The following is a 22,080-nucleotide window of genomic DNA, read 5'->3' as shown; positions in this document are numbered from 1 at the left end:
TCTGATTTTTGACCAGAGTACCCTCATGAGCCGTTTTTGGAGCCCCGTTGTTCAAACTTTAACCCCCTATGTTCCTGGGGAGCAGCCGCAAATGCAGCGGTTGGTGAAGCTCAACACGAATGAAAGCCCTTACGGCCCATCCCCAAAAGCGCTTGAAGCAATCCGCAATCAAACAAACGATGATTTGCGCCTCTATCCAGATCCTGAGGGCGCAGCCCTAAAACAGGCGATTGCCACTTTGCACGGCCTTTCACCTCAGCAGGTTTTTTTAGGGAATGGTTCGGATGAAGTCCTGGCACACGTTTTTGCAGGTTTATTAAAACAAAGTAAGCCTGTTCACTTTCCGGATATCACTTATAGTTTTTATCCGGTCTACTGCAAACTCTTTGGCATCGAATACAAAACCGTTCCCCTAGGAACTGATTTTGAAATTCATACTGGCGACTACAACACGCCAAATGGCGGCATCATTTTCCCCAATCCGAACGCCCCAACCGGCAGATCTATTGCCCGCTCGGAAATTGAAAAACTACTCGCGAACAATACAGATTCTGTAGTGGTCATTGATGAGGCCTATGTTGATTACGGCACTGAATCATGCATTCCACTGTTGCGTGGCAACAGTTGCCCAGAAAACCTGTTGGTTGTGCATACGCTCTCTAAATCCAGAGCGCTAGCAGGGCTGCGCGTAGGGTTTGCAGTTGGCCACCCAGCCTTGATTGAGGGCTTGGAGCGTGTCAAGAATAGCTTTAACTCCTACCCCTTAGGCAGGCTTGCACAAGCGGGTGCTATTGCAGCCATTGAAGATCAAGCGCACTTGGAGAATACTAGCGCCAAGGTCAGCAATACCCGTTCAAAGCTTGTAGCGCAATTGAACACCTTGGGCTTTGACACCTTACCTTCGACGGCCAATTTTATTTTTACCCGTCATCCAAAGTATGCTGGAGCCAAGCTCTATCAAGCATTGCGAGAGCGCGGCATCATTGTGCGTCATTTCAAATCTCCTCGTATCGAAGAGTTCTTGCGCATTACTATTGGTACGGATGAACAAAGTGGCGAACTCGTCGCCGCTTTAAAAGAAATTCTGAGCTAACGCCGCTGACTCTGCTGACGCTTTATTTTTTCAAGCGCATCTCTGCGGCGCGAGCATGGGCTTGCAAACCTTCGCCATGGGCTAAGGTACTTGCAACCTCACCCAGAGTTTGGGCACCAGCCTCGCTAACTTCAATCATGCTCGAACGCTTAATAAAGTCATACACGCCTAGCGGCGAGGAAAAACGTGCCGTGCGTGCGGTTGGCAATACGTGATTGGGTCCAGCACAATAATCACCAAGCGACTCACTGGTGTAGTTGCCCATAAAGATCGCGCCAGCGTGCCGAATTTTCTCTGCCCATTGACGTGGCTCTACAGCACAAATCTCTAAGTGCTCTGCAGCGATCGCATTTGCAATCTCGCACGCCTGAGCCATATCTTTCACTTGGATTAAGAGTGCGCGATTGGTCAAAGAAGCCTCAATCACTTTGGCTCTTGGCATCTCTGGAAGCAAACGATTGATACTGGCTTGTACTTTTTCAATAAATGCCGCATCAGGGCAGAGCAATATCGATTGCGCCTGTTCATCATGCTCGGCTTGAGAAAATAAATCCATCGCAACCCAATCCGGATTACTGGAGCCATCACAGAGAACCAAAATTTCGGAAGGTCCAGCAATCATGTCAATACCGACCGTACCGAATACTCTGCGCTTAGCAGCTGCGACATAGGCATTGCCTGGACCAACGATCTTATCAACCGCTGGAATAGTCTTGGTGCCATAAGCAAGGGCGCCTACGGCTTGTGCTCCACCAATCGTAAAGACCCGATCAACGCCCGCCAAATAGGCGGCAGCCAACACCAAAGGATTGCGTGCGCCATCAGGAGTGGGCACCACCATGATCACCTCAGCAACGCCAGCAACCTTTGCTGGAATCGCATTCATCAATACAGACGATGGATAAGCAGCCTTACCTCCAGGAACATAAATGCCTACGCGATCAAGTGCTGTTACCTTTTGACCCAAGCGCGTGCCATCAGCCTCTTCATACTCCCAAGAGTGGCATCCTGCTTCAATCTTTTGTCTCTCATGATAAGCGCGCACTCGTTTGGCGGCGATATCTAGAGCAGTCTTTTGCTCAACAGATAACGCTTGGTATGCCCGCTCTAGCTCTTGGTGGGGAATTTCTAATTCGGTCACTTTAGAAACGATTAAGCGATCGAATTGCTTGGTGAATCCCAATACAGCATCATCACCTTGGTCTTTCACTGCGCTCAATATTTTTACTACCGCAGCATCAATCGCTTCATCGTCTGCCATCGGCAAAGAAAGGCTTGAGAGCAGTGTTTCTTTGAAACCTGCATCGGCTGAGTTCAGACGTTTAACGTAGATCTGCGAAGGCATGCAATAGATTAGTTCAGCAACTCAAAAATCGGCTGCAACTGAGCACGCTTCCGTTTGTAAGAAGCTTGGTTCACAACAAGACGTGCGCTGATATCAGCAATAGGCTCAACCTCCACCAAGCCATTGGCTTTTAGCGTGTTGCCGGTTGAAACCAAATCCACAATCGCATCTGCCAAGCCGACTAATGGGGCCAACTCCATGGATCCATACAATTGAATCGTGTCGATATGGACACCCTTATTCGCAAAGTGTTCACGCGCACAGTTGACATACTTGGTAGCCACCTTTAGACGGGAACCTTGCTTGACTGCTGCGGCGTAATCAAAACCTTCACGAACTGCCACTGACATGCGGCACTTCGCAATATCCAAATCGTAAGGTACATATAAACCGTCAGTGCCTTTTTCCATCAACACATCTAAACCAGCCACCCCAAAATCTGCTCCACCAAACTGCACATAGGTTGGTACATCAGATGCGCGGACGATGATTAATCGAACATCAGGATTGGATGTCTCAATAATGAGCTTACGAGATTTCTCAGGATCCTCGAGCGGCACAATACCGACCTTAGATAAGATCTCTGCAGTTTCTTCGAAGATGCGCCCTTTAGAGAGGGCTAAAGTCAATTTCATGCCCTAATTATCCATCAGGCTTACTTGACGCGCTCGATCTGGGCGCCCAATAGGGTTAACTTCTGCTCCATGCGGTCATAACCTCGATCCAAATGGTAAATCCGGTCAACCTGGGTTTCACCCTGCGCTGCTAGACCTGCAATCACCAAGCTAGCCGAAGCCCGCAAGTCTGTCGCCATCACAATTGCGCCTGAAAGCTTATCTACGCCCTGGGCAATAGCAGTATTGCCTTCAATTGCAATATCAGCACCCAGGCGATTTAACTCCTGAACGTGCATAAATCGATTTTCAAAAATAGTTTCGGTAATCGTTGAGCTACCACTTGCTACCGCATTGACAGCCATCAATTGGGCCTGCATATCGGTCGGAAACGCTGGGTACTCCGAAGTCCGGAAACTCACCGCCTTGGGTCGTCCTTGCATCGAGGCCTTGATCCAATCAGGACCGACCTCCATCTGCAAACCAGCCTCCTTCAATTTCACAATCACGGCATCTAAAGTATCTGGACGGCAGTGCTTTACCAGCACATCACCACCAGCAGCAGCAACCGCACAAAGGAAGGTGCCCGCCTCAATACGATCCGGAATGACAGAATGCTCTGCACCATGTAATTTTTCTACACCTTCAATGACCAAACGATCACTGCCAATACCAGTAATCTTGGCACCCATTTTTACCAGCAGCTCAGCCAAGTCACCAACCTCAGGCTCGCGGGCAGCATTTTCCAGAATGGTAGTACCTGAAGCTAGCGTTGCAGCCATCAATAAATTTTCTGTACCCGTAACGGTAATCATGTCCGTCAAAATAGAGGCGCCCTGCAGTCGACCAGAGGGTGTCTTTGTTTCTGCCTGAATGTAGCCGCTCTTAATCTTGATAGTGGCACTCATGGCCTTTAAGCCCTTAATGTGCTGATCTACGGGGCGGGCACCAATGGCGCAGCCACCTGGTAAAGAAACTTTGGCGCTATGCATTCTGGCCAGTAATGGGCCAAGTACCAAAATCGAGGCACGCATCGTTTTGACCATATCGTAGGTTGCTTCAGAGCTCTTAATTTCAGCCGCATTGAGCACGACATGACCACGATCCTCTGGATTTGGGAAGCTCACCACTACGCCAATTTCTTGTAAGAGTTTGAGCATGGTGCGCACATCTTGCAAATCAGGAAGATTGCGCAAAATCACCGGCTGGTCTGTCAGCAAGCAGGCGCAAAGAATGGGTAATGCAGCATTCTTGGCGCCTGCGATGACTACCTCGCCCTTCAGCGGGGTACCGCCAACCATTCGTAATTTATCCATGAACCAATTCCAGTAAAAACTTTTTAATCTTGTATTGAATGATGTATTTAAGCGGCAGGGTTCTGCGCAAACTCTTCGGGGGTAAACGCTTTAATAGATAAAGCATGTACTTCAGCCTTCATGCGATCCCCCATTGCACCATAAACCAACTGATGCCTTTGTACTAAACGCTTACCCTCAAACTGAGGGCTCACAATCGTTGCAAAAAAATGCTGTCCATCACCCTCTACTTGTATGTGGGTGCACTGAATGCCTTGTTTGATATAGCCCTCAATCTGCTCGGGGGTTGGCAACATACATCTCTCCTAATAAAACAATGGTGCAACGAATTAATGGCGGAGCTTATAGCCCTTTTGTAATAAACGTAAAGCGATAGCGGAAACCACTATAAAAAAGCAAAGCACAATGGCCAAACTATGCCATGGGGATACATCAGATACCCCAAAAAAACCAAAGCGAAAACCGTCAATCATGTAAAAAAACGGATTGAAATGGGAAACCACTTGCCAAGCGGGTGGCAATGAATGAATGGAGTAGAAAACGCCAGATAACATCGTTGCCGGCATGATGATGAAGTTTTGAAAGGCGGCTAACTGATCATATTTATCAGCCCAAATTCCAGCGATTAAGCCTAGACTTCCTAAAATCGCTGCTCCTAAAAAGGCAAACGCCAAGATCCAGAGCGGATACTCAAGCGAGGGCATTGCAAACCACGCGGTGATTAAAAATACCCCAAGTCCCACTACGATGCCCCGAAAAACAGCGGCAAGGATATAGGCCGTATAAAACTCGATATGGCTTAAAGGTGCCAGCAATACAAATACTAAATTTCCAGTGATCTTAGATTGAATCAAGGATGATGAGGTATTGGCAAAGGCATTTTGTAAAACGCTCATCATCACCAGACCTGGAATTAAAAAGGCGGTGTAACTCAGGCGGCCATAAACTTCTTTACCTTCAAGCACGTGACCAAAAATCATCAAGTACAAAATGGCTGTGAGTACTGGTGCAGCCACTGTCTGAAAGGCTACTTTATAAAAACGCTTGACCTCTTTGAACAAGAGCGTTGGAAAACCGCTGCCATATTCAAGGGTGGGCTTATTTAATGCGTTTTTCATAACGCACCCCCAGACATAATATTGACAAAGACATCTTCGAGATCCGTTTTACCTTCGCCATCTTTTTTCACAGAGCCATAGCGGGTCAACAAATTCGCGGTTGTATCCAAAGCAACAATCTTGCCCTGCTTAAGCATAGCAATGCGCTGACATAGCGCCTCAGCCTCTTCCAAGTAATGCGTAGTTAAAACAATCGTATGGCCATCTTGATTTAATCTACTAATAAATTGCCACAGAGACTGACGTAGCTCCACGTCAACACCGGCAGTAGGCTCATCCAAAATAATGACAGGTGGGCGATGAACCAGAGCCTGTGCAACTAGTACGCGACGCTTCATACCGCCAGACAAAGAGCGCATATTGCTATCTGCCTTACCAGTGAGATCTAGGTTTGCCATGATCTCGTCGATCCAAGCATCGTTATTGCGAATACCAAAATATCCCGACTGGAAACGCAAGGTTTCCCGAACGGTAAAAAAGGGATCAAAGACCAACTCTTGCGGAACTACACCTAACATGCGACGGGCATCACGAAATGACTTCTGAACATCAGCACCCAAAATCGCTGCATGCCCTTGATCTGCTCTGACCAAACCAGCCAGAATAGAGATCAAAGTGGTTTTACCGGCACCATTAGGACCAAGTAAGCCAAAGAATTCTCCCGGCTCAATGGATAAAGAAACATCATCTAAAGCCTGAAGGGCTCCGTAATGCTTAGAAATATGCTGAATTGAAATCGCTGAATGCATGCTTTTAAAAACCTAGCAAGGCAGAAACGCCATAAACATTGGCCAATACTTTGAGCTTTTCAGGTGGCTGCTCTACCACCAAGAAACGTCCATCCGCTTGTAATTTTTTTCGCCACGCTAGCAACACCGTTAACACTGTGGAATCAAAATCTTGAAGTGCAGCGCAATTGACTGTACCGAGACTAGCGATATTCAACAAACCCTCTTTTTGCAACTGCAAAGCATTTGCTTGGGTAACGGTGTGGGGCAACTGAAATGACATCGTGATCGAGTGCAATTAGTTTGCTGGTTTAGCAGTCGCTAACTGCTTATTGCGATCTTGTAAAAACTTCACCAGGCCCTCAATGCCGTTCTGACTAATTTGGTTGGCAAACTGATTGCGGTATGCCTCAACCAACCAGACGCCCATAATATTCATGTCATAGACCTTCCAGCCCTTGTCCGTCTTTTCCAAACGGTAGTCCAGTGGAACGGGATCGCCACGACCCAGCACAACCGTCTTCACCACGACATCCTTGTCGTCTGGGGCAGCTCGCAAAGTTTTGAACTGCACAGTCTGGTCACGCAACTGACTTAAAGCACCGGAGTATGTCCGAATCAGTAAGTTTTTAAATTCTGAAGTTAACTGCGCTTGTTGTTCTGGTGTTGCTTTTTTCCAATTAGGGCCCATCGCCATTTCGGTAGTGCGACGCATATCGGTATAAGGAACAATTTTCTTTTCTACCAAGTCAACAATTCTGGGAATATTTCCTTTTTGGATTTCTGGATCCGCTTTTACGGATGCCATCACATCAGTCACCACCATCTTGATTAAGGCATCGGGTGGGGTTGCCTGATCAGGAGTCTGAGCAAATAGCGCGCCGGAAGCTAGCAACAAGCTTGCAGCCAATAATTTGGCAATGGTCTTGTGGATTTTCATACTCGTGATCTCACTATCTCTATCAAAATTAGGGCTAATTTTAGCCCCTCAAAACTTTACTCGTACTGGTTCTCATATGCAGGCATGAGTGGCTCTTCATCTTCCCTGCCCTCATTGATTTGATACTGGCGCCTCTGAATGTACGCATCGCGCATAAAGCTGTACTTATCGATAGCAGCACCATCCAATAAATCTCCCGCTTCATAGTAGGTATTTCGAGCATTCACGACACGCAAACCTGTAATGCTATTGCGCAGGCCAACATCTTTAACGTATTTAAAGAGATAGTCTGACTCCAAATCCGCAATCGTACCGAAGGTATCGCGCACGTTACTAGGGCCAAAGAAAGGCAAAACCACATAAGGTCCAGCGGGCACGCCCCACACACCAAAGGTTTGTCCCCAGTCTTCCTTATGCTTTTCAAGACCACCAGGTGTTGCTAAATCCAATAGCCCACCCAGACCCATTGTTGTATTAACAGCAACGCGCATGAAATCATTAAATGCATAACCTGGTTTGCCTTGTAGCAAGTTATACAAGGCGGTGTAAATGTCGTTGTAGTTACTAAAGAAGTTGTAGATGCCATCACGTACAAATTCAGGCAATATGAATCGATAGCCAGCAACTACTGGCTTTAGTAAATACGCATCTAGGCCTTCATTGAATTCAAAGACAGAGCGGTTAAATGGCTCCCATGGATCATCCGGAGAAGGTTGCACTCCAGCAGGGATCGAGGCACAACCCACCATCGCAGCAGCTAAGCACAGTAACGCAACGCGTTTTAGCTGCAGCCAAAAGATCATTTTGCCGCACTCTTTTCTTGTCCGCTATCTGCAGCCTTGTTATATAAAAACTGACTAATCAGATTTTCTAAAACAATTGCAGATTGTGTTTGTGCGATCTTGCCACCCTCAGCCAACATATCGTCTGAACCACCAGCCTCCAGGCCAATGTATTGCTCGCCCAATAGACCAGAGGTCAAAATCTTGGCAGATGAATCTGTTGGGAATTTATAAGCATCCTCAATCGTCATCACCACAGTAGCTTGATAAGTTTTGTCATCAAACGAAATATTGGCAATACGGCCGACCACTACACCTGCACTCTTTACAGGAGCACGTGGCTTTAAGCCGCCAATATTGTCAAACCGCGCAGAAATTTTATAAGTCGGCGCAAATGACACAGCATTCATATTGCCCACTTTTAAAGCGAGAAATAAGGCTGCCATTAAACCAATGGCAACAAAAATTCCCACCCAGATATCAATTGCGCTTTTTCTCATAAGAGCCCCAGTTTATTCTTTCTAATTTGAGAACATCATTGCAGTAAGCAAGAAGTCCAATGCCAAAACCGATAAAGAAGAGATCACCACTGTCCGTGTAGTCGCCTGTGAGACGCCTTCCGGTGTTGGCTTTGCTTCATAACCTTGATATAGGGCAATAAAAGTCACTGCCACACCAAATACCAAACTTTTTATGAGGCCATTTCCAATATCGGAAAAGAGATCTACGCCCCCCTGCATTTGAGACCAAAAGGCACCAGAATCCACCCCAATTAAAGGAACACCAACAAAATAGCCCCCAAGCACGCCAACAGCTGTAAAAATCGTTGCCAAAATCGGCATAGAAATAATGCCGGCCCATAAGCGCGGAGCAATCACCCGACCTAATGGATCTACCGCCATCATTTCCATGGCGCTTAACTGCTCGCCTGCCTTCATCAGGCCAATCTCAGCCGTTAATGAAGTACCGGCTCTCCCTGCAAATAACAAGGCAGTAATCACCGGGCCTAGTTCGCGCGTGAGCGATAAAGCGACCAATAAACCCAAGGCTTGCTCAGAGCCATATCGATTGAGGGTGTAGTAACCCTGCAATCCCAATACAAAACCTACGAACAAGCCAGAAACTGCGATGATCACAAAAGAGTGATTACCAACAAATAAAATTTGATCGACGACAAGACGCGGTCTTTTCAATAAGAATGCTGAACGCCAAATCACTGCTGCAAACATTCTTGCTGCTAAGCCAAGGCTAGTTAAATTGCGGCGAATGAAAAAGCCGAGATCTCCAAATAGATCGAGCAGTTTATGCAAGGCCGTCATTAAATGTTCACTCCAAAATCTTCCGCCAAGCTTTGACCTGGATAATGAAATGGCACTGGGCCATCAGGAGCAGCATCCAAAAACTGTCTGACAAAAGGATCTGTTGAGCGACTGAGTTCTGCAGGAGTTCCTTGCGCGCCGATGTGACCATTGGCAATAAAGTAGACATAGTCCGCAATTTCAAATGTTTCTTCAACATCGTGCGTGACCAATAAACTCGTGGCTCCCAGGGCATTGTTCAGATCACGAATCAGGCGTGCCGTAATCCCAAGCGAGATAGGATCAAGGCCAGCAAATGGCTCGTCGTACATGATGAGCGGAGGATCTAAAGCAATAGCTCTTGCTAGTGCAACACGCCTGGCCATCCCACCTGAAATTTGTGAGGGCATTAAATCACGCGCCCCACGCAGACCTACCGCATTCAATTTCATGAGCACTAATGAGCGCAACAGCTCTTCACTCAAATCAGTATGTTCGCGCAAAGGAAATGCGACGTTTTCAAAAACACTCAGATCAGTAAAGAGCGCGCCAAACTGAAACAGCATACCCATACGACGACGAGCTGCCATCAATTGCTCGCCATTCATTTTGCCAATATCTTGGCCCTCAAATAAAACTTGTCCGGATTGCGCGGCAAATTGACCGCCAATAAGGCGTAGGATGGTTGTTTTGCCACAACCAGAACCACCCATGACAGCAACTACTTGACCGCGTCGAAACTCCATATTGAGGCCCGACAAAATTTGTCGCTCGCCAGGCGCATAGGAAAAGTCGACGTCCTTAATAGCAACGACAACTTCTCCTGGGGTTTTGCTGACATCCAATGCGTTAGGCTGAGAACTATTCATATCCCCGATATTATCGGGGTAAAACAGATGACCCCATTAAATACTGGTCTACTGCCTGAGCACATTGGCGGCCTTCACGAATTGCCCAAACTACCAAAGATTGTCCGCGGCGCATATCACCAGCTGCAAATACTTTGGGAACATTGGTTTGATAAGCGTTTTGACCATCCACAGTGGCTTTTGCATTGCCGCGAGCGTCTTTTTCAACACCAAATGCATTCAATACCTGTTGCACTGGGGATACAAATCCCATCGCCAAAAGCACTAAATCCGCCTTAATCTCGAATTCGGAGTTTGGAACTTCTGACATCTTTCCATCTTTCCACTCCAAACGCACACCAATTAACTTCTCTAACTTGCCGTTTTTACCTTCAAAACGCTTGGTCGCAACTGACCAATCACGCTCACAACCTTCTTCATGGGAGGAGGAGGTGCGCAACTTCGTTGGCCAATAAGGCCATACCAATGGCTTGTTTTCAACTTCAGGAGGTTGAGGCAACAACTCAAACTGAGTAATCTTAGTAGCGCCATGACGGTTTGAAGTACCTACGCAATCAGAGCCAGTATCACCACCACCAATCACCACGACATGCTTATCAGTAGCGCGAATTTCATTTTTGAAGTCGCCAGCATTTTCTTTGTTTTGCGGAATTAAAAATTCCAATGCATAGTGAACACCAGCCAACTCACGTCCTGGGACCGGTAAATCACGTGGCTGTTCTGCACCGCCCGTAATGACTACCGCATCAAAATCTTTCATCAACTGCTCAGGAGAAACTGTTTTGTTGGAGTAATTCTTTACTTCGGCACCGATTGCTTCTTTACCAACAAATACGCCAGTTTCAAATTTCACGCCCTCGGCTTGCATTTGCTCAACGCGACGATCAATGAGCCACTTCTCCATTTTGAAGTCAGGAATACCGTAGCGCAGCAAACCGCCAACGCGATCATTCTTTTCAAATACCGTGACATCATGGCCAACGCGTGCCAATTGCTGTGCAGCTGCCATGCCTGCAGGACCGCCGCCAACAACTGCAACCTTTTTGCCAGTCTTTGTTTTAGATAGCTGTGGTTTAACCCAACCGTTTTCCCAGCCTTTATCGATAATGGCGTGCTCAATCGACTTAATGCCTACGGCAGTACTGTTGATTCCCAAAGTACAAGCAGCTTCACAAGGAGCTGGACAAATACGGCCTGTAAATTCTGGGAAGTTATTAGTAGATTGCAGTACGTCTAATGCATTCTTCCAGTCGCTATGAAACACTAAATCATTGAAGTCAGGAATGATGTTGTTGACTGGGCAGCCGTTATTACAAAACGGAATACCACAATCCATACAACGCGCACCTTGAACTTTCGCCTCTTCATCACTCAATGCGGCAACAAATTCTTTGTAGTGATGGAGACGTTTAACCGGCGCTTCGTAGCTTTCCTCGACGCGCTCAAACTCCATAAATCCAGTGACCTTACCCATATCGAATCCTTAGTATCTTTTCTTAATATCTATGTTGATTAATTAAGCAGCAACGGTTTTGTTTTGAGCTTTTTCCCACAACTCACCTAGGGCACGCTTGTACTCGGTTGGAAGCACCTTCACAAAGCGGCTGCGGGCGTTTTCCCAATCAGCCAAGATAGCTTTGGCACGCTCAGAGCCTGTGTGGCGGAAGTGACGCTCAATCAAGCCCTTCAAAATTTGCTCATCAGTCAAGCGCTCGCCACCGTCTTTAACATCGACAGGGGCATGCCATTCAGACTTAGGCATCTGGGCAATCTGCTCAGCAGAAGGCAATACTTTTTCCAAAGTCGCCATGCTGGTATTGCAGCGCTTATCAAACAAACCATCTTCGTCATACACATAAGCAATACCACCGCTCATACCTGCAGCAAAGTTACGGCCTGTAGCACCCAATACAACGACCGTTCCACCAGTCATATATTCACAACCGTGATCGCCAGTACCCTCTACAACAGTAGTAGCACCAGAGTTACGGACTGCAAAACGCTCGCCCGCTACGCCGTTAAAGAATGCCTCGCCAGCAATTGCACCGTAGAGAACGGTATTGCCAACAATAATGTTCTTAGCTGTATCGCCACGGAACTCATGGGGAGCGCGAACGATGACGCGACCGCCGGACAAGCCTTTGCCAACGTAGTCATTGCCATCACCAACTAGATCCAAAGTAATGCCGCGCGCTAAGAAGGCTGCAAAGCTTTGGCCAGCAGTGCCATTCAACTGGATATGAATGGTGTCATCCGGCAAGCCTGCATGACCATAACGCTGAGCAACTTCACCAGAAAGCATTGCGCCTACTGTGCGGTTGACGTTCTTCACCGGAACGATGAAAGAAACTTTCTCACCACGTTCCAATGCAGGCTCACTCTTCTCAATCAAAATATTGTCGAGTGCGCTTGCTAAACCATGGTCTTGAGTCAGCACTTGATAGCGTGGCACTTCGGCTGCCACTTGTGGCTCAGCGAAAATCTTGCTGAAATCTAAACCATGCACTTTCCAGTTCTCAATACCCTTGCGAGTATCTAAGAGATCAACACGACCAATCAAGTCATCAAACTTACGAATACCCAACTGCGCCATGATCTCGCGAGCCTCCTCAGCAATAAAGAAGAAGAAGTTCACAACGTGCTCTGGCTTGCCAGAGAATTTCTTACGCAGCTCAGGATCTTGAGTCGCCACACCAACTGGGCAGGTATTCAAATGACACTTACGCATCATGATGCAACCCTCAACAACCAATGGAGCTGTCGCAAAACCAAATTCATCGGCACCCAACAAAGCACCAATTACAACGTCGCGACCCGTCTTCATTTGGCCGTCAGCCTGAACACGAATACGGCTACGCAAACCATTCAGAACTAAAGTTTGCTGTGTTTCAGCCAAGCCAAGCTCCCATGGGGAACCAGCATGCTTAATGGATGAGAGCGGCGATGCGCCAGTACCGCCATCATGGCCAGCGATCACAACGTGGTCTGCTTTTGCTTTTGCAACACCCGCAGCAACAGTACCAACACCAACTTCAGATACCAACTTCACAGAAACGTCTGCTTTTGGGTTAACGTTTTTCAAGTCATGAATCAATTGCGCGATATCTTCAATAGAGTAAATATCATGGTGCGGAGGAGGAGAAATCAAACCAACGCCCGGCACTGAGAAACGTAACTTACCAATATAGTCAGATACTTTGCCACCAGGTAATTGACCGCCCTCACCAGGCTTAGCACCTTGCGCCATCTTGATCTGAATCTGATCTGCAGAACGCAAATACTCAGTGGTGACACCAAAGCGACCAGAGGCAACCTGCTTAATCTTAGAGCGCAATGAGTCGCCATCTTGCAATGGAATATTGGCTTCTACAACATCGCTACCCAAGATGCTGGCTAAAGACTCGCCCTTCTTGATTGGAATACCTTTGAGCTCATTTACGTAGCGATTTGGATCTTCGCCACCCTCACCAGTATTGGACTTACCGCCAATACGGTTCATTGCGATTGCCAAAGTTGCGTGCGCCTCTGTAGAAATAGAACCCAAAGACATTGCACCTGTGGCAAAACGCTTCACGATCTCTTTAGCTGACTCGACTTCATCTAATGGAATCGCTTTACTTGGATCAATCTTAAATTCAAACAAACCACGCAAAGTCATCTGGCGCTTGGTTTGATCATTAATGATGTTGGCGTACTCTTTGTAAGTCTGATAACCCTTTTCAGCACCAATACGAGTTGAATGCTGCAGCTTTGCAATCGTATCTGGAGTCCACATATGGTTCTCACCACGAATACGGAAGGCATACTCACCGCCAGCATCAAGCATATTGGTCAACACTGGATCATTGCCAAAGGCGGCACTGTGCATACGCAATGCTTCCTCAGCCACTTCGAATACACCGATACCGCCTACGTTCGATGGGGTACCTTTGAAGTACTGATCAATGATGTCGTGATTTAAACCAATCGCCTCAAAAATCTGAGAGCCGGTGTAGGACATGTATGTAGAGATACCCATTTTGGACATCACTTTTTGCAAGCCCTTACCAATTGCTTTGACAAAGTTCTTCACTGCTTTTTCAGCAGAAAGATCGCCAGATAAGCCTTTAGCCATTTCAGCCAAGGTTTCCATAGCGAGATATGGATGAACAGCTTCTGCACCATAACCAGCCAAGAGCGCGAAGTGGTGTGTCTCACGGGCGCTTCCAGTCTCCACCACGAGGCCAACGCTAGTGCGTAAACCTTTTTGCACTAGGTGCTGATGAATTGCAGAAGTGGCTAACAATGCAGGAATGGCTACGTGCTTCTCATCAACCTGACGATCGCTCACGATCAAAATGTTGTAGCCAGAACGGACGGCATCTGCAGCTTCAGCACACAATGATGCCAAACGAGCCTCGATACCAGCTTTGCCCCATGCAGCTGGGTAGCAAATATCTAATTCGTAGGAGCGGAACTTACCATTGGTGTAATGACCAATATGGCGAATCTTGGTGATGTCATCAAAATCCAAAATAGGCTGACTAACTTCCAAGCGCATTGGAGGATTGATGTTATTGGTATCCAATAAATTCGGCTTTGGTCCAATGAAAGAAACTAAAGACATCACCATGTTCTCGCGAATCGGATCGATTGGAGGGTTGGTAACTTGCGCGAATAATTGCTTGAAGTAGTTATACAGTGGCTTGTTCTTATTGGAGAGCACCGCTAATGGGCTGTCGTTGCCCATGGATCCAATCGCCTCCTCGCCATTCATGGCCATTGGTGCCATGAGGAACTTAATATCTTCTTGGGTATAACCAAACGCCTGCTGACGATCTAATAATTTAGCCGCTGGGCGGATCGTAGTTTTTTCGTCAATCAAGTCCGCTTTGCTAGCGTCAACTTCATCGAGCTTCACACGAACAGCATCAATCCAACTCTTATATGGCTTTGCTTTTGAAACAGCATTCTTGAGTTCAACGTCGTCAATGATGCGACCTTGCTCCATGTCGATCATGAACATCTTGCCTGGCTGTAAGCGCCACTTTTGAACAATCTTGCTCTCAGGAATTGGGAGCACACCAGCCTCAGAGCCCATGATGACAAGATCATCATCGGTCACGTAATAGCGTGCTGGACGCAAACCATTGCGATCCAAAGTTGCGCCAATTTGACGGCCATCGGTAAATGCCATCGCTGCAGGACCATCCCATGGCTCCATCATGGCAGCGTGATATTCATAGAATGCGCGGCGGTTGTCATCCATCAATGCATGCTGTTCCCATGCCTCAGGAATCATCATCATCATTGCTTGCGCTAATGGATAGCCAGACATGACTAACAACTCTAAGCAGTTATCAAAGCAAGCGGTGTCTGATTGACCTGGATAAATCAAAGGCCAGAGTTTTTGCAAATCATCACCTAGCACTGGGGAGCTAATCGCGCCCTCACGTGCGTTCACCCAGTTCACGTTCCCTTTAACAGTATTAATTTCACCGTTATGCGCAATCATGCGATACGGATGCGCCAACTCCCAAGCAGGGAAAGTATTGGTAGAGAAGCGTTGGTGTACCAAAGCAAGTGCAGATACTGTGCGCTTATCTTGCAAGTCCTGGTAATAAGCGCCCACTTGGTTTGCTAACAGCAAACCCTTATAAACAATGGTTCTAGCTGACATTGAAGCAACAAAATATTCTTTGCCGTGCTTCAAATGCAAATCTTGAATTGCATGACTTGCGGTTTTGCGAATGACATACAACTTACGCTCTAGCGCATCGGTTGTCATGATGTCGCGACCACGTCCAATAAAAATTTGACGAATGAACGGCTCGGTCATTTGCACGGTTGGAGACATCGGTAACTTCACATCTACTGGCACATCTCTCCAACCCAACACCACTTGACCTTCTAAACGTACAGTGCGCTCTAACTCTTGTTCGCAAGCCAAACGTGATGCGTGTTCTTTTGGCAAGAAAATCATACCCACACCATATTCACCATATGGAGGCAAAGTAACGCCTTGTTTAGCCATTTCTTCGCGATACAAAGTATCTGGAATCTGAATCAAGATACCGGCACCGTCACCCATTAAAGGATCAGCACCCACCGCGCCCCGGTGGTCTAAGTTTTCCAGAATCTTCAAACCCTGAGAAACGATCTCGTGAGATTTCTTACCCTTGATATGTGCGACAAATCCTACGCCACAGGCGTCATGCTCATTTTGTGGGTCATATAGACCTTGAGCGATTGGGCGAAGATCAGAATTCAATTGTGTAGTCATAGTATTTCCGAGGGGCAACAAAGGCCTAATAACTTTTGGAGGATCCAATATAGGTGAATACCCATATCGATGCAATAGAAATAAAATGAGTCTGTCCCATTTATTTTGATGTCGCACCAATATGAATTTTATATATGGGGACAGAGTCGATAGATTCAAGACTTCTAATTCAGAGCCACGGAATGATGATTGCCCTAAGTACTTGAATTTACTTGATTTATTTTCCTGGGGCGTCCACGATGGCGAATTTGGGCTAATTCGGGAGTCTCTTTAAACAACTTTTTGGCGTAAATATCGCTTACCCAAGGCTTAGAACGAATGAGTGCCTCAGTAATCTGTCGGTCCTCCCAATGTGGGGCACCCTCTTTGACAAAACTCGCCCAACCCATTTGTCGCTCAAAAGGCGTATTACCTAATTTCCAAAAATGCTGGTGATCCACCAACCAAGGCTCGGCGTTCCCTCCAATATGGGTAGCAAAGCTGGTCCAACCAGAATCTTGTGGGCTGGACTCATAGCCTGCCCTGACTGGATTGAGTTCGATGTATCGCTGGCAACGCAGAAAATAATCTGGATCAATTAAAGATGAGCGATATCTTCCCTCCCAAATAGTTCCGGAGCGGTGATGTTGTTGATTGAAATATTGCGCATAACGACGCCCCAAAGATTGCATCGTCTTCGCAAGAGAGTCTTCATTTTGGGGTGTCATTAATAAATGTACATGATTGGGCATCAAGGCAAATGCGTGCACTGCGCAGCCAAATTGTCTTGCAGCCTCACGTAACCACTCTAAGTAGGTACGACGGTCTTCGTTACTAAAGAAAAGGGTTTCACGGTTATTACCACGAACCAACACATGCATTGCTTGGCCAGGTATAACAGTGCGAGCTTGGCGAGCCATTCTGATAACGAACTACTGCAGTTCGCGAACCCCGCCATTGCGAGAGAACTCAGGAATGAACCAATCACCGTCAGCTTGGGTGACGCCCTCTGGGACTTCGCGAGACTGCTGCGGTATGTCTTTGAGAGCCGTTGACATATAGGAGATCCACATCGGCAAGGCTAAGCCGCCACCGGTTTCACGATCGCCCAAGCTAGCCGGCTTATCAAAACCAATCCAGGCAATTGCCACGACTTTAGGGTTGTAACCAGCAAACCAAGCATCGTGCGATTCATTTGTTGTGCCGGTTTTACCTGCAATATCAGAACGCCCCAACTTGCTGCGTGCACTTGCCGCGGTACCAGTTTTTGTCACCTCTTGCAGCATGCTATCCATCACAAATGCAGTACGTGCATCCAACACTCGAGGGGCGCCATTACCAACGCTCGCTGGCTTAGCCTCAAACAAGACTGCCCCTTTTGAATCCACCATCTTGTCAATCAAAAATGGATCGACACGATAACCACCATTAGCAAACACGCTATATGCAGAGGCCATCTGTAGAGGAGTAACAGAACCAGCCCCCAAAGCCATTGTCAAATATGGGGGATGCTTCTCAGGCTCAAAACCAAAACGCTGAATATATTCCTGCGCATAGGACGGGCCAATGGCACGAATAATTCGGACTGAAACTAAGTTCTTCGATTTAGCCAAGGCATTACGCAAACGCATCATGCCGTCATATTTGCCATCATAGTTTTTAGGCTCCCATGCCTGGCTACCCGTTTCCATACTGCCAATAGACAAAGGTGCATCGTTGACCATGGTGCTAGGCGTAAAACCTTTTTCAATAGCAGCTGCGTAGATGAAGGGCTTAAATGATGAACCTGGCTGACGCAGGGCTTGAGTCACGTGATTGAATTGATTGCGACGGAAATCAAAACCGCCCACTAAAGAAAGAATCGCGCCCGTTTCCGCATTCATCGAAACAAATGCGGCTTCTACTTGAGGTAACTGAGCCAATTTCCAAATGCCGCCATCAGACAACAACCTCACTACCGCGCCAGGTCGTAGACGTTTTTTTGGTTGAGTGCTATCGGTCAGTGATGCGGCAGCCAGTTTCATGCCCTCACCTTTGATGGTAATAGTGTCACCAGTCGAGATCATGACCTGCATCTCTTTTGGTTTGACGTCGAGCACTACGCCAGACTGCAAATCATCCAATTGCGGATATGCCAATAACGCTTCATCAATGGCGCGCTGACGTTTAACAGGATCGTCGGGCAAATCAATAAAACCTTCTGGGCCCCTGTAAGCATGGCGTAAGTCGTATTCAAAAATGCCGCGACGAACGGCTTTGTATGCCGCATCTTGGTCTGCTTTCAGGATGGTGGTGTAAACGTCAATGCCTTGAGAGTAGATGGCCTCTCCATATTGACTAAATAACAACTGTCTCACCATCTCAGCTGGAAAATCTGCACGCACTGCAAATTCATTGCCCAGGCCTCGAATATGCAATTCTTCTGCCATGGCCTTTTGATACTCTTCAGCATTGATATAACCAAGATCGCGCATGCGCTGCAAGATGTATTCCTGACGAATCTTGGCGCGCCTGAAGTTGGTGACAGGGTTGTAAGCCGAAGGGGCCTTGGGCAAGCCAGCCAACATCGCTGCTTGTGCCACTGAAATATCTTTGAGTTCAATACCAAAGTAAATCTGTGATGCGCTCGCAAATCCAAAAGCGCGTTGACCCAAGAAAATCTGGTTCATATAGATTTCGAGAATCTTGTCTTTTGTTAGTTCAGACTCAATTTCCCATGCAAGCAATATTTCATATATTTTTCGGCTGAACGTTTTTTCATTGCTCAAAAAGAAGTTCCTTGCCACTTGCATCGTGATGGTCGACGCACCTTGAGCCAAGTGCCCCCGGAGATTGGCAAGCCCGGCCCTAAGGACGCCAATGTAATCCACGCCACCATGTGAATAAAAGCGATCATCCTCTGTGGCAATTACTGCATTGCGCATGACTAAGGGGATGTCATTCAAGGGAATAACTTTACGACGCTCTTCACCAAACTCGCCAATTAAGACTTTGTCTGCCGTGTAAATGCGTAAAGGTGTTTTGGGGTTGTAATCAGTTAAAGCAGAAATTTTTGGCAGGTTAGGCTTAGCAATTAAGAAGGCATAACCCAACAATAGCGTCACAACTAAGGCTGCCGCCACTCCAATAATGAGTAAGGCTTTGACCAAAGGACTTCCTGAAGACTTCCCAGGCGAGCCTGGGTCCACTCGAGATTGACGTGGACGTCTATCGGGCTGACGAATTGGACGCTGATTGAACGTCGGCTTGTCTTTTGGAGGAAGCGCCATATGTCCAAATTATAGGGTGCTTAGACAATTTCACCGAAAGCTCCAAAAACCTTGATTTTCAGTTTGCTAACGCCCTTTTCTCACAATCAATTCAAGAGGGGCCGATGGATTTATGACCTCATTATTCTCAGAATGGGCGCATGCCATCTCGCCAAATCTCCCCGCAGTCTTTTGATGAAATATTGAGTGAGCTTGGCGATGACCCTGCGATTCCTGATCCTCATGGAATTCGTAAACCATCATCACCCCCAAGGCGTCCTCCCGCCCAGCCAGCCCCTCCCAAAACTGAGGGTAGTTTGGGTCAATGGCCTGACTGGGTTTTCCCCCAAAAATTGCTCCCGCTCGCGGGTTTGGGAATCGTGGCACTAGGTTTGGGGTATGCCTTTTTTACCGCTTATCAGCCGGATCAAGCTCAACAAACATCCGAACAAGATGCCCTACAACAGCAGGTCAAAAGACTGACTCAAGATTTGACCGCGCTTCAGGATGAGGTACTTGATATTGAAGCAGACTTATACGAATCAATAGATTCAATAGAAGTAAGTATTCACTTATTAGGTAAAAATAGGCCTAAAACGGTCACCCCAAAACCACAGATGACTCCTTTTGAATCTGAATTGCTGAACTGGCGCTATATCGGGAGCACCCAAATGGGTGGAATACAGCAGGCCTTTTTTCGGGCCGGCAAAAGAAGTCTGTCCTTTGAGAAAGGCGCCATCGTACTGGGTGATTGGCGGCTTAGCAGTCTCGATAAAAACGCTGCCCTCTTTACTAATGCTCAAGGCAAAACTGTCACCCTCAAAACTTCCAATATTGAATGAGCGCTATATCTAAAACTGCAATCTTCTGGTGTCTCCTATTGGCGATTTGCATCGCTGCTCCCGCCAATAGCTCACACCATCAAACCACCTCATCAGATACTCGCATCAGCCTCCAATTTACCGATATCGAAATCAGCGAACTGTTGACGATTCTGGGCAAATTAGGAGGAGTCAATTTTTTATTGAGCGAATCCATCAAAGGAACAATGACTGTTGATCTTCAGAACACGCCATGGCAAACCGCCCTGCACTCGATCTTGGCTAGCAGAGGTTTACGTCTCATTAGAAACGGCGACATTTTTTGGATTGGGCCACACCAAGAAATTCAAACATTTCAAAAATATCGTCGCGAAGATGCCGCCCTTCCATTCGGTGGTGACCACGTCAATAGCCCTAGACAAATTCTGATTGAGGCCCGCATTGTGGAAGCGGATGAGCGATTCGCTCGAGAGCTAGGCGCCAAACTAAACTACCAAGCGCAAAGCTTGGGTGACAATCCGGGCAAAAAAATGGTCAGCAACCAAGACTTGGCGGGATCAGGCTTAAGCGGCTTTAATCCAGCCACAGTTGCTGCCACCCTGGTTTCCAAAAGTGCCAATCGATTACTGCAAATAGAACTTTCTGCGCTCGAATCAGAGGGGCAAGGCAAGATTCTTTCAAATCCGCGCATCATGACAGGCGACCAAGTGAAGGCAACGATTGAGCAAGGTACTGAGCTGCCTTATCAAACCACCTCGCAAAGTGGCAGCAAATTACAGTTTCGAAAAGCCAATCTGCGCCTAGAGGTCTTACCCAAGATTCACCCCGACGGAAAAGTATCCATGCTCGTGGGCATCAATAAAGACACTATTGGCATGAAAACCGAGCAAGGCTATGCTATTGACACCAAAAGCCTGAGCTCTGAAGTCACTGTAGAAAACGGCGGCACAGCCATTATTGGGGGAATCTTCCAAACCACCGAAAGAGAGGATGAAGTCAAAGTGCCTTTATTGGGCGACATCCCCCTAATTGGGTACTTATTTCGCCATAAATCGCGGTTAAAGGATAAAACTGAACTCTTAGTCTTCTTAACCCCTACCGTACTCGATAAACCCTAATAAAATCGAAGGGTGAACTCTTCGACAAACAATATCTTTCTAATCGGCCTCATGGGTGCCGGAAAGTCGACCGTCGGTAAAGTGCTTGCAAAAAAATTGGGGCGTCGTTTTCTCGACGCCGACCATGTCATTGAAGAACGTTGCGGCGTCAAAATTCCCGTCATTTTTGAGATGGAAGGCGAAGAAGGATTTCGCAAGCGTGAAGCCCAGGCTATTCGAGAAGTCACTAGTGAGCAAAATATCGTTTTAGCCACCGGGGGTGGCGCAGTACTCTTACCCGAAAATCGCCAAGCATTAAGTTCTCAAGGCACAGTTATTTATCTTCATGCAAACCCCACTGAGCTCTGGCATCGCACCAAAGGTGGCGAAGGTCGTCCCTTACTGCGCAATGGCGATGCTAAAAAGATCTTAGAAAATTTGTATGCCATTCGCGATCCGCTGTATCGCGAAATTGCTGACCATGTGATTGAAACTGGCAAGCCCAGCGTGAATCAGTTGGTCAATACTTTAATCATGCAGCTTGAACTATCCGCTTAAATATATTGGCCT

Annotated in this window: 19 protein-coding genes and 1 pseudogene; 4 read left to right on the top strand and 16 right to left on the bottom strand. The window is 47.1% G+C overall.

Annotated features, from left to right (window positions below):
• Positions 1-25: 25 nt before the first annotated feature.
• Positions 26-1,093, top strand: a complete 1,068-nt coding sequence (gene hisC / locus ICN24_RS01835; RefSeq protein ID WP_216220944.1) for a histidinol-phosphate transaminase — start codon at positions 26-28, stop codon at positions 1,091-1,093.
• 22 nt (positions 1,094-1,115) lie between these two features.
• Here hisC and hisD read toward each other — a convergent pair whose 3' ends face one another.
• From hisD to ICN24_RS01755, 16 genes and pseudogenes are all read right to left on the bottom strand, one after another.
• Positions 1,116-2,438, bottom strand: coding sequence for a histidinol dehydrogenase (hisD, locus tag ICN24_RS01830; protein ID WP_216220943.1), 1,323 nt, complete (start codon positions 2,436-2,438; stop codon positions 1,116-1,118).
• 8 nt (positions 2,439-2,446) lie between these two features.
• The gene (gene hisG / locus ICN24_RS01825) at positions 2,447-3,073 is read right to left on the bottom strand and encodes an ATP phosphoribosyltransferase (RefSeq protein ID WP_216220942.1); all 627 of its coding nucleotides are present in this window, start codon (positions 3,071-3,073) and stop codon (positions 2,447-2,449) included.
• A 20-nt stretch (positions 3,074-3,093) separates the two neighbouring features.
• Positions 3,094-4,368, bottom strand: coding sequence for a UDP-N-acetylglucosamine 1-carboxyvinyltransferase (gene murA, locus ICN24_RS01820; protein ID WP_216220941.1), 1,275 nt, complete (start codon positions 4,366-4,368; stop codon positions 3,094-3,096).
• Between the two features lie 47 nt (positions 4,369-4,415).
• Positions 4,416-4,664 (bottom strand): BolA family protein, encoded by a 249-nt coding sequence (locus ICN24_RS01815; RefSeq protein WP_216220940.1) that lies wholly within the window; start codon positions 4,662-4,664, stop codon positions 4,416-4,418.
• A 33-nt stretch (positions 4,665-4,697) separates the two neighbouring features.
• A complete protein-coding gene (locus ICN24_RS01810) occupies positions 4,698-5,486 on the bottom strand; it encodes an ABC transporter permease (protein WP_216220938.1) in 789 nt (262 codons plus the stop codon).
• Positions 5,487-5,551: 65 nt separating this feature from the next.
• Positions 5,552-6,235: pseudogene (locus ICN24_RS01805) on the bottom strand (ABC transporter ATP-binding protein); the annotation flags it as partial.
• A gap of 4 nt (positions 6,236-6,239) precedes the next feature.
• Positions 6,240-6,497, bottom strand: coding sequence for a lipid asymmetry maintenance protein MlaB (locus tag ICN24_RS01800; protein WP_216220934.1), 258 nt, complete (start codon positions 6,495-6,497; stop codon positions 6,240-6,242).
• A 15-nt stretch (positions 6,498-6,512) separates the two neighbouring features.
• Positions 6,513-7,154 carry a phospholipid-binding protein MlaC gene (locus ICN24_RS01795; RefSeq protein ID WP_216220933.1) on the bottom strand — a complete coding sequence of 214 codons (642 nt, stop codon included), beginning with the start codon at positions 7,152-7,154 and terminating at the stop codon, positions 6,513-6,515.
• Between the two features lie 56 nt (positions 7,155-7,210).
• Complete coding sequence (locus tag ICN24_RS01790) at positions 7,211-7,957, bottom strand: VacJ family lipoprotein (RefSeq protein WP_216220931.1); 747 nt, start codon at positions 7,955-7,957, stop codon at positions 7,211-7,213.
• Positions 7,954-8,436: an outer membrane lipid asymmetry maintenance protein MlaD gene (mlaD, locus tag ICN24_RS01785; protein ID WP_216220930.1), complete on the bottom strand. Its 483-nt coding sequence runs from the start codon at positions 8,434-8,436 to the stop codon at positions 7,954-7,956. Before mlaD ends, ICN24_RS01790 begins: the two co-directional genes overlap by 4 nt.
• Before the next feature lie 21 nt (positions 8,437-8,457).
• The gene (gene mlaE / locus ICN24_RS01780) at positions 8,458-9,255 is read right to left on the bottom strand and encodes a lipid asymmetry maintenance ABC transporter permease subunit MlaE (protein ID WP_255532527.1); all 798 of its coding nucleotides are present in this window, start codon (positions 9,253-9,255) and stop codon (positions 8,458-8,460) included.
• Entirely contained in the window at positions 9,255-10,103 is an 849-nt protein-coding gene (locus ICN24_RS01775; RefSeq protein WP_216220929.1) for an ABC transporter ATP-binding protein, read from the bottom strand. Before ICN24_RS01775 ends, mlaE begins: the two co-directional genes overlap by 1 nt.
• A gap of 10 nt (positions 10,104-10,113) precedes the next feature.
• Positions 10,114-11,577 carry a glutamate synthase subunit beta gene (locus ICN24_RS01770; RefSeq protein ID WP_216220928.1) on the bottom strand — a complete coding sequence of 488 codons (1,464 nt, stop codon included), beginning with the start codon at positions 11,575-11,577 and terminating at the stop codon, positions 10,114-10,116.
• Between the two features lie 42 nt (positions 11,578-11,619).
• The gene (locus ICN24_RS01765) at positions 11,620-16,365 is read right to left on the bottom strand and encodes a glutamate synthase-related protein (RefSeq protein WP_216220927.1); all 4,746 of its coding nucleotides are present in this window, start codon (positions 16,363-16,365) and stop codon (positions 11,620-11,622) included.
• A gap of 194 nt (positions 16,366-16,559) precedes the next feature.
• Entirely contained in the window at positions 16,560-17,264 is a 705-nt protein-coding gene (locus ICN24_RS01760) for a transposase (RefSeq protein ID WP_216220926.1), read from the bottom strand.
• A 12-nt stretch (positions 17,265-17,276) separates the two neighbouring features.
• On the bottom strand, positions 17,277-19,613 hold the full coding sequence (locus ICN24_RS01755; protein WP_216220925.1) for a penicillin-binding protein 1A: 2,337 nt from the start codon (positions 19,611-19,613) through the stop codon (positions 17,277-17,279).
• A gap of 140 nt (positions 19,614-19,753) precedes the next feature.
• Here ICN24_RS01755 and ICN24_RS01750 point away from each other — a divergent pair, with 140 nt between their 5' ends.
• Genes ICN24_RS01750 through ICN24_RS01740 form a run of 3 tightly spaced genes read left to right on the top strand, consistent with a single transcriptional unit; the run spans position 19,754 to position 22,068 of the window.
• On the top strand, positions 19,754-20,434 hold the full coding sequence (locus tag ICN24_RS01750) for a hypothetical protein (protein WP_216220924.1): 681 nt from the start codon (positions 19,754-19,756) through the stop codon (positions 20,432-20,434).
• Positions 20,431-21,531: a secretin and TonB N-terminal domain-containing protein gene (locus ICN24_RS01745; protein ID WP_216220923.1), complete on the top strand. Its 1,101-nt coding sequence runs from the start codon at positions 20,431-20,433 to the stop codon at positions 21,529-21,531. Before ICN24_RS01750 ends, ICN24_RS01745 begins: the two co-directional genes overlap by 4 nt.
• Positions 21,532-21,543: 12 nt before the next feature.
• Positions 21,544-22,068, top strand: a complete 525-nt coding sequence (locus tag ICN24_RS01740) for a shikimate kinase (RefSeq protein WP_370623088.1) — start codon at positions 21,544-21,546, stop codon at positions 22,066-22,068.
• The last annotated feature ends 12 nt before the right edge of the window (positions 22,069-22,080 follow it).

This window comes from Polynucleobacter sp. UK-Kesae-W10, from assembly GCF_018881575.1.
GTDB lineage: Bacteria > Pseudomonadota > Gammaproteobacteria > Burkholderiales > Burkholderiaceae > Polynucleobacter.
The sequence above is the reverse complement of the archived record's forward strand: the minus strand, read 5'-3'. Positions and strand labels throughout refer to the sequence as shown.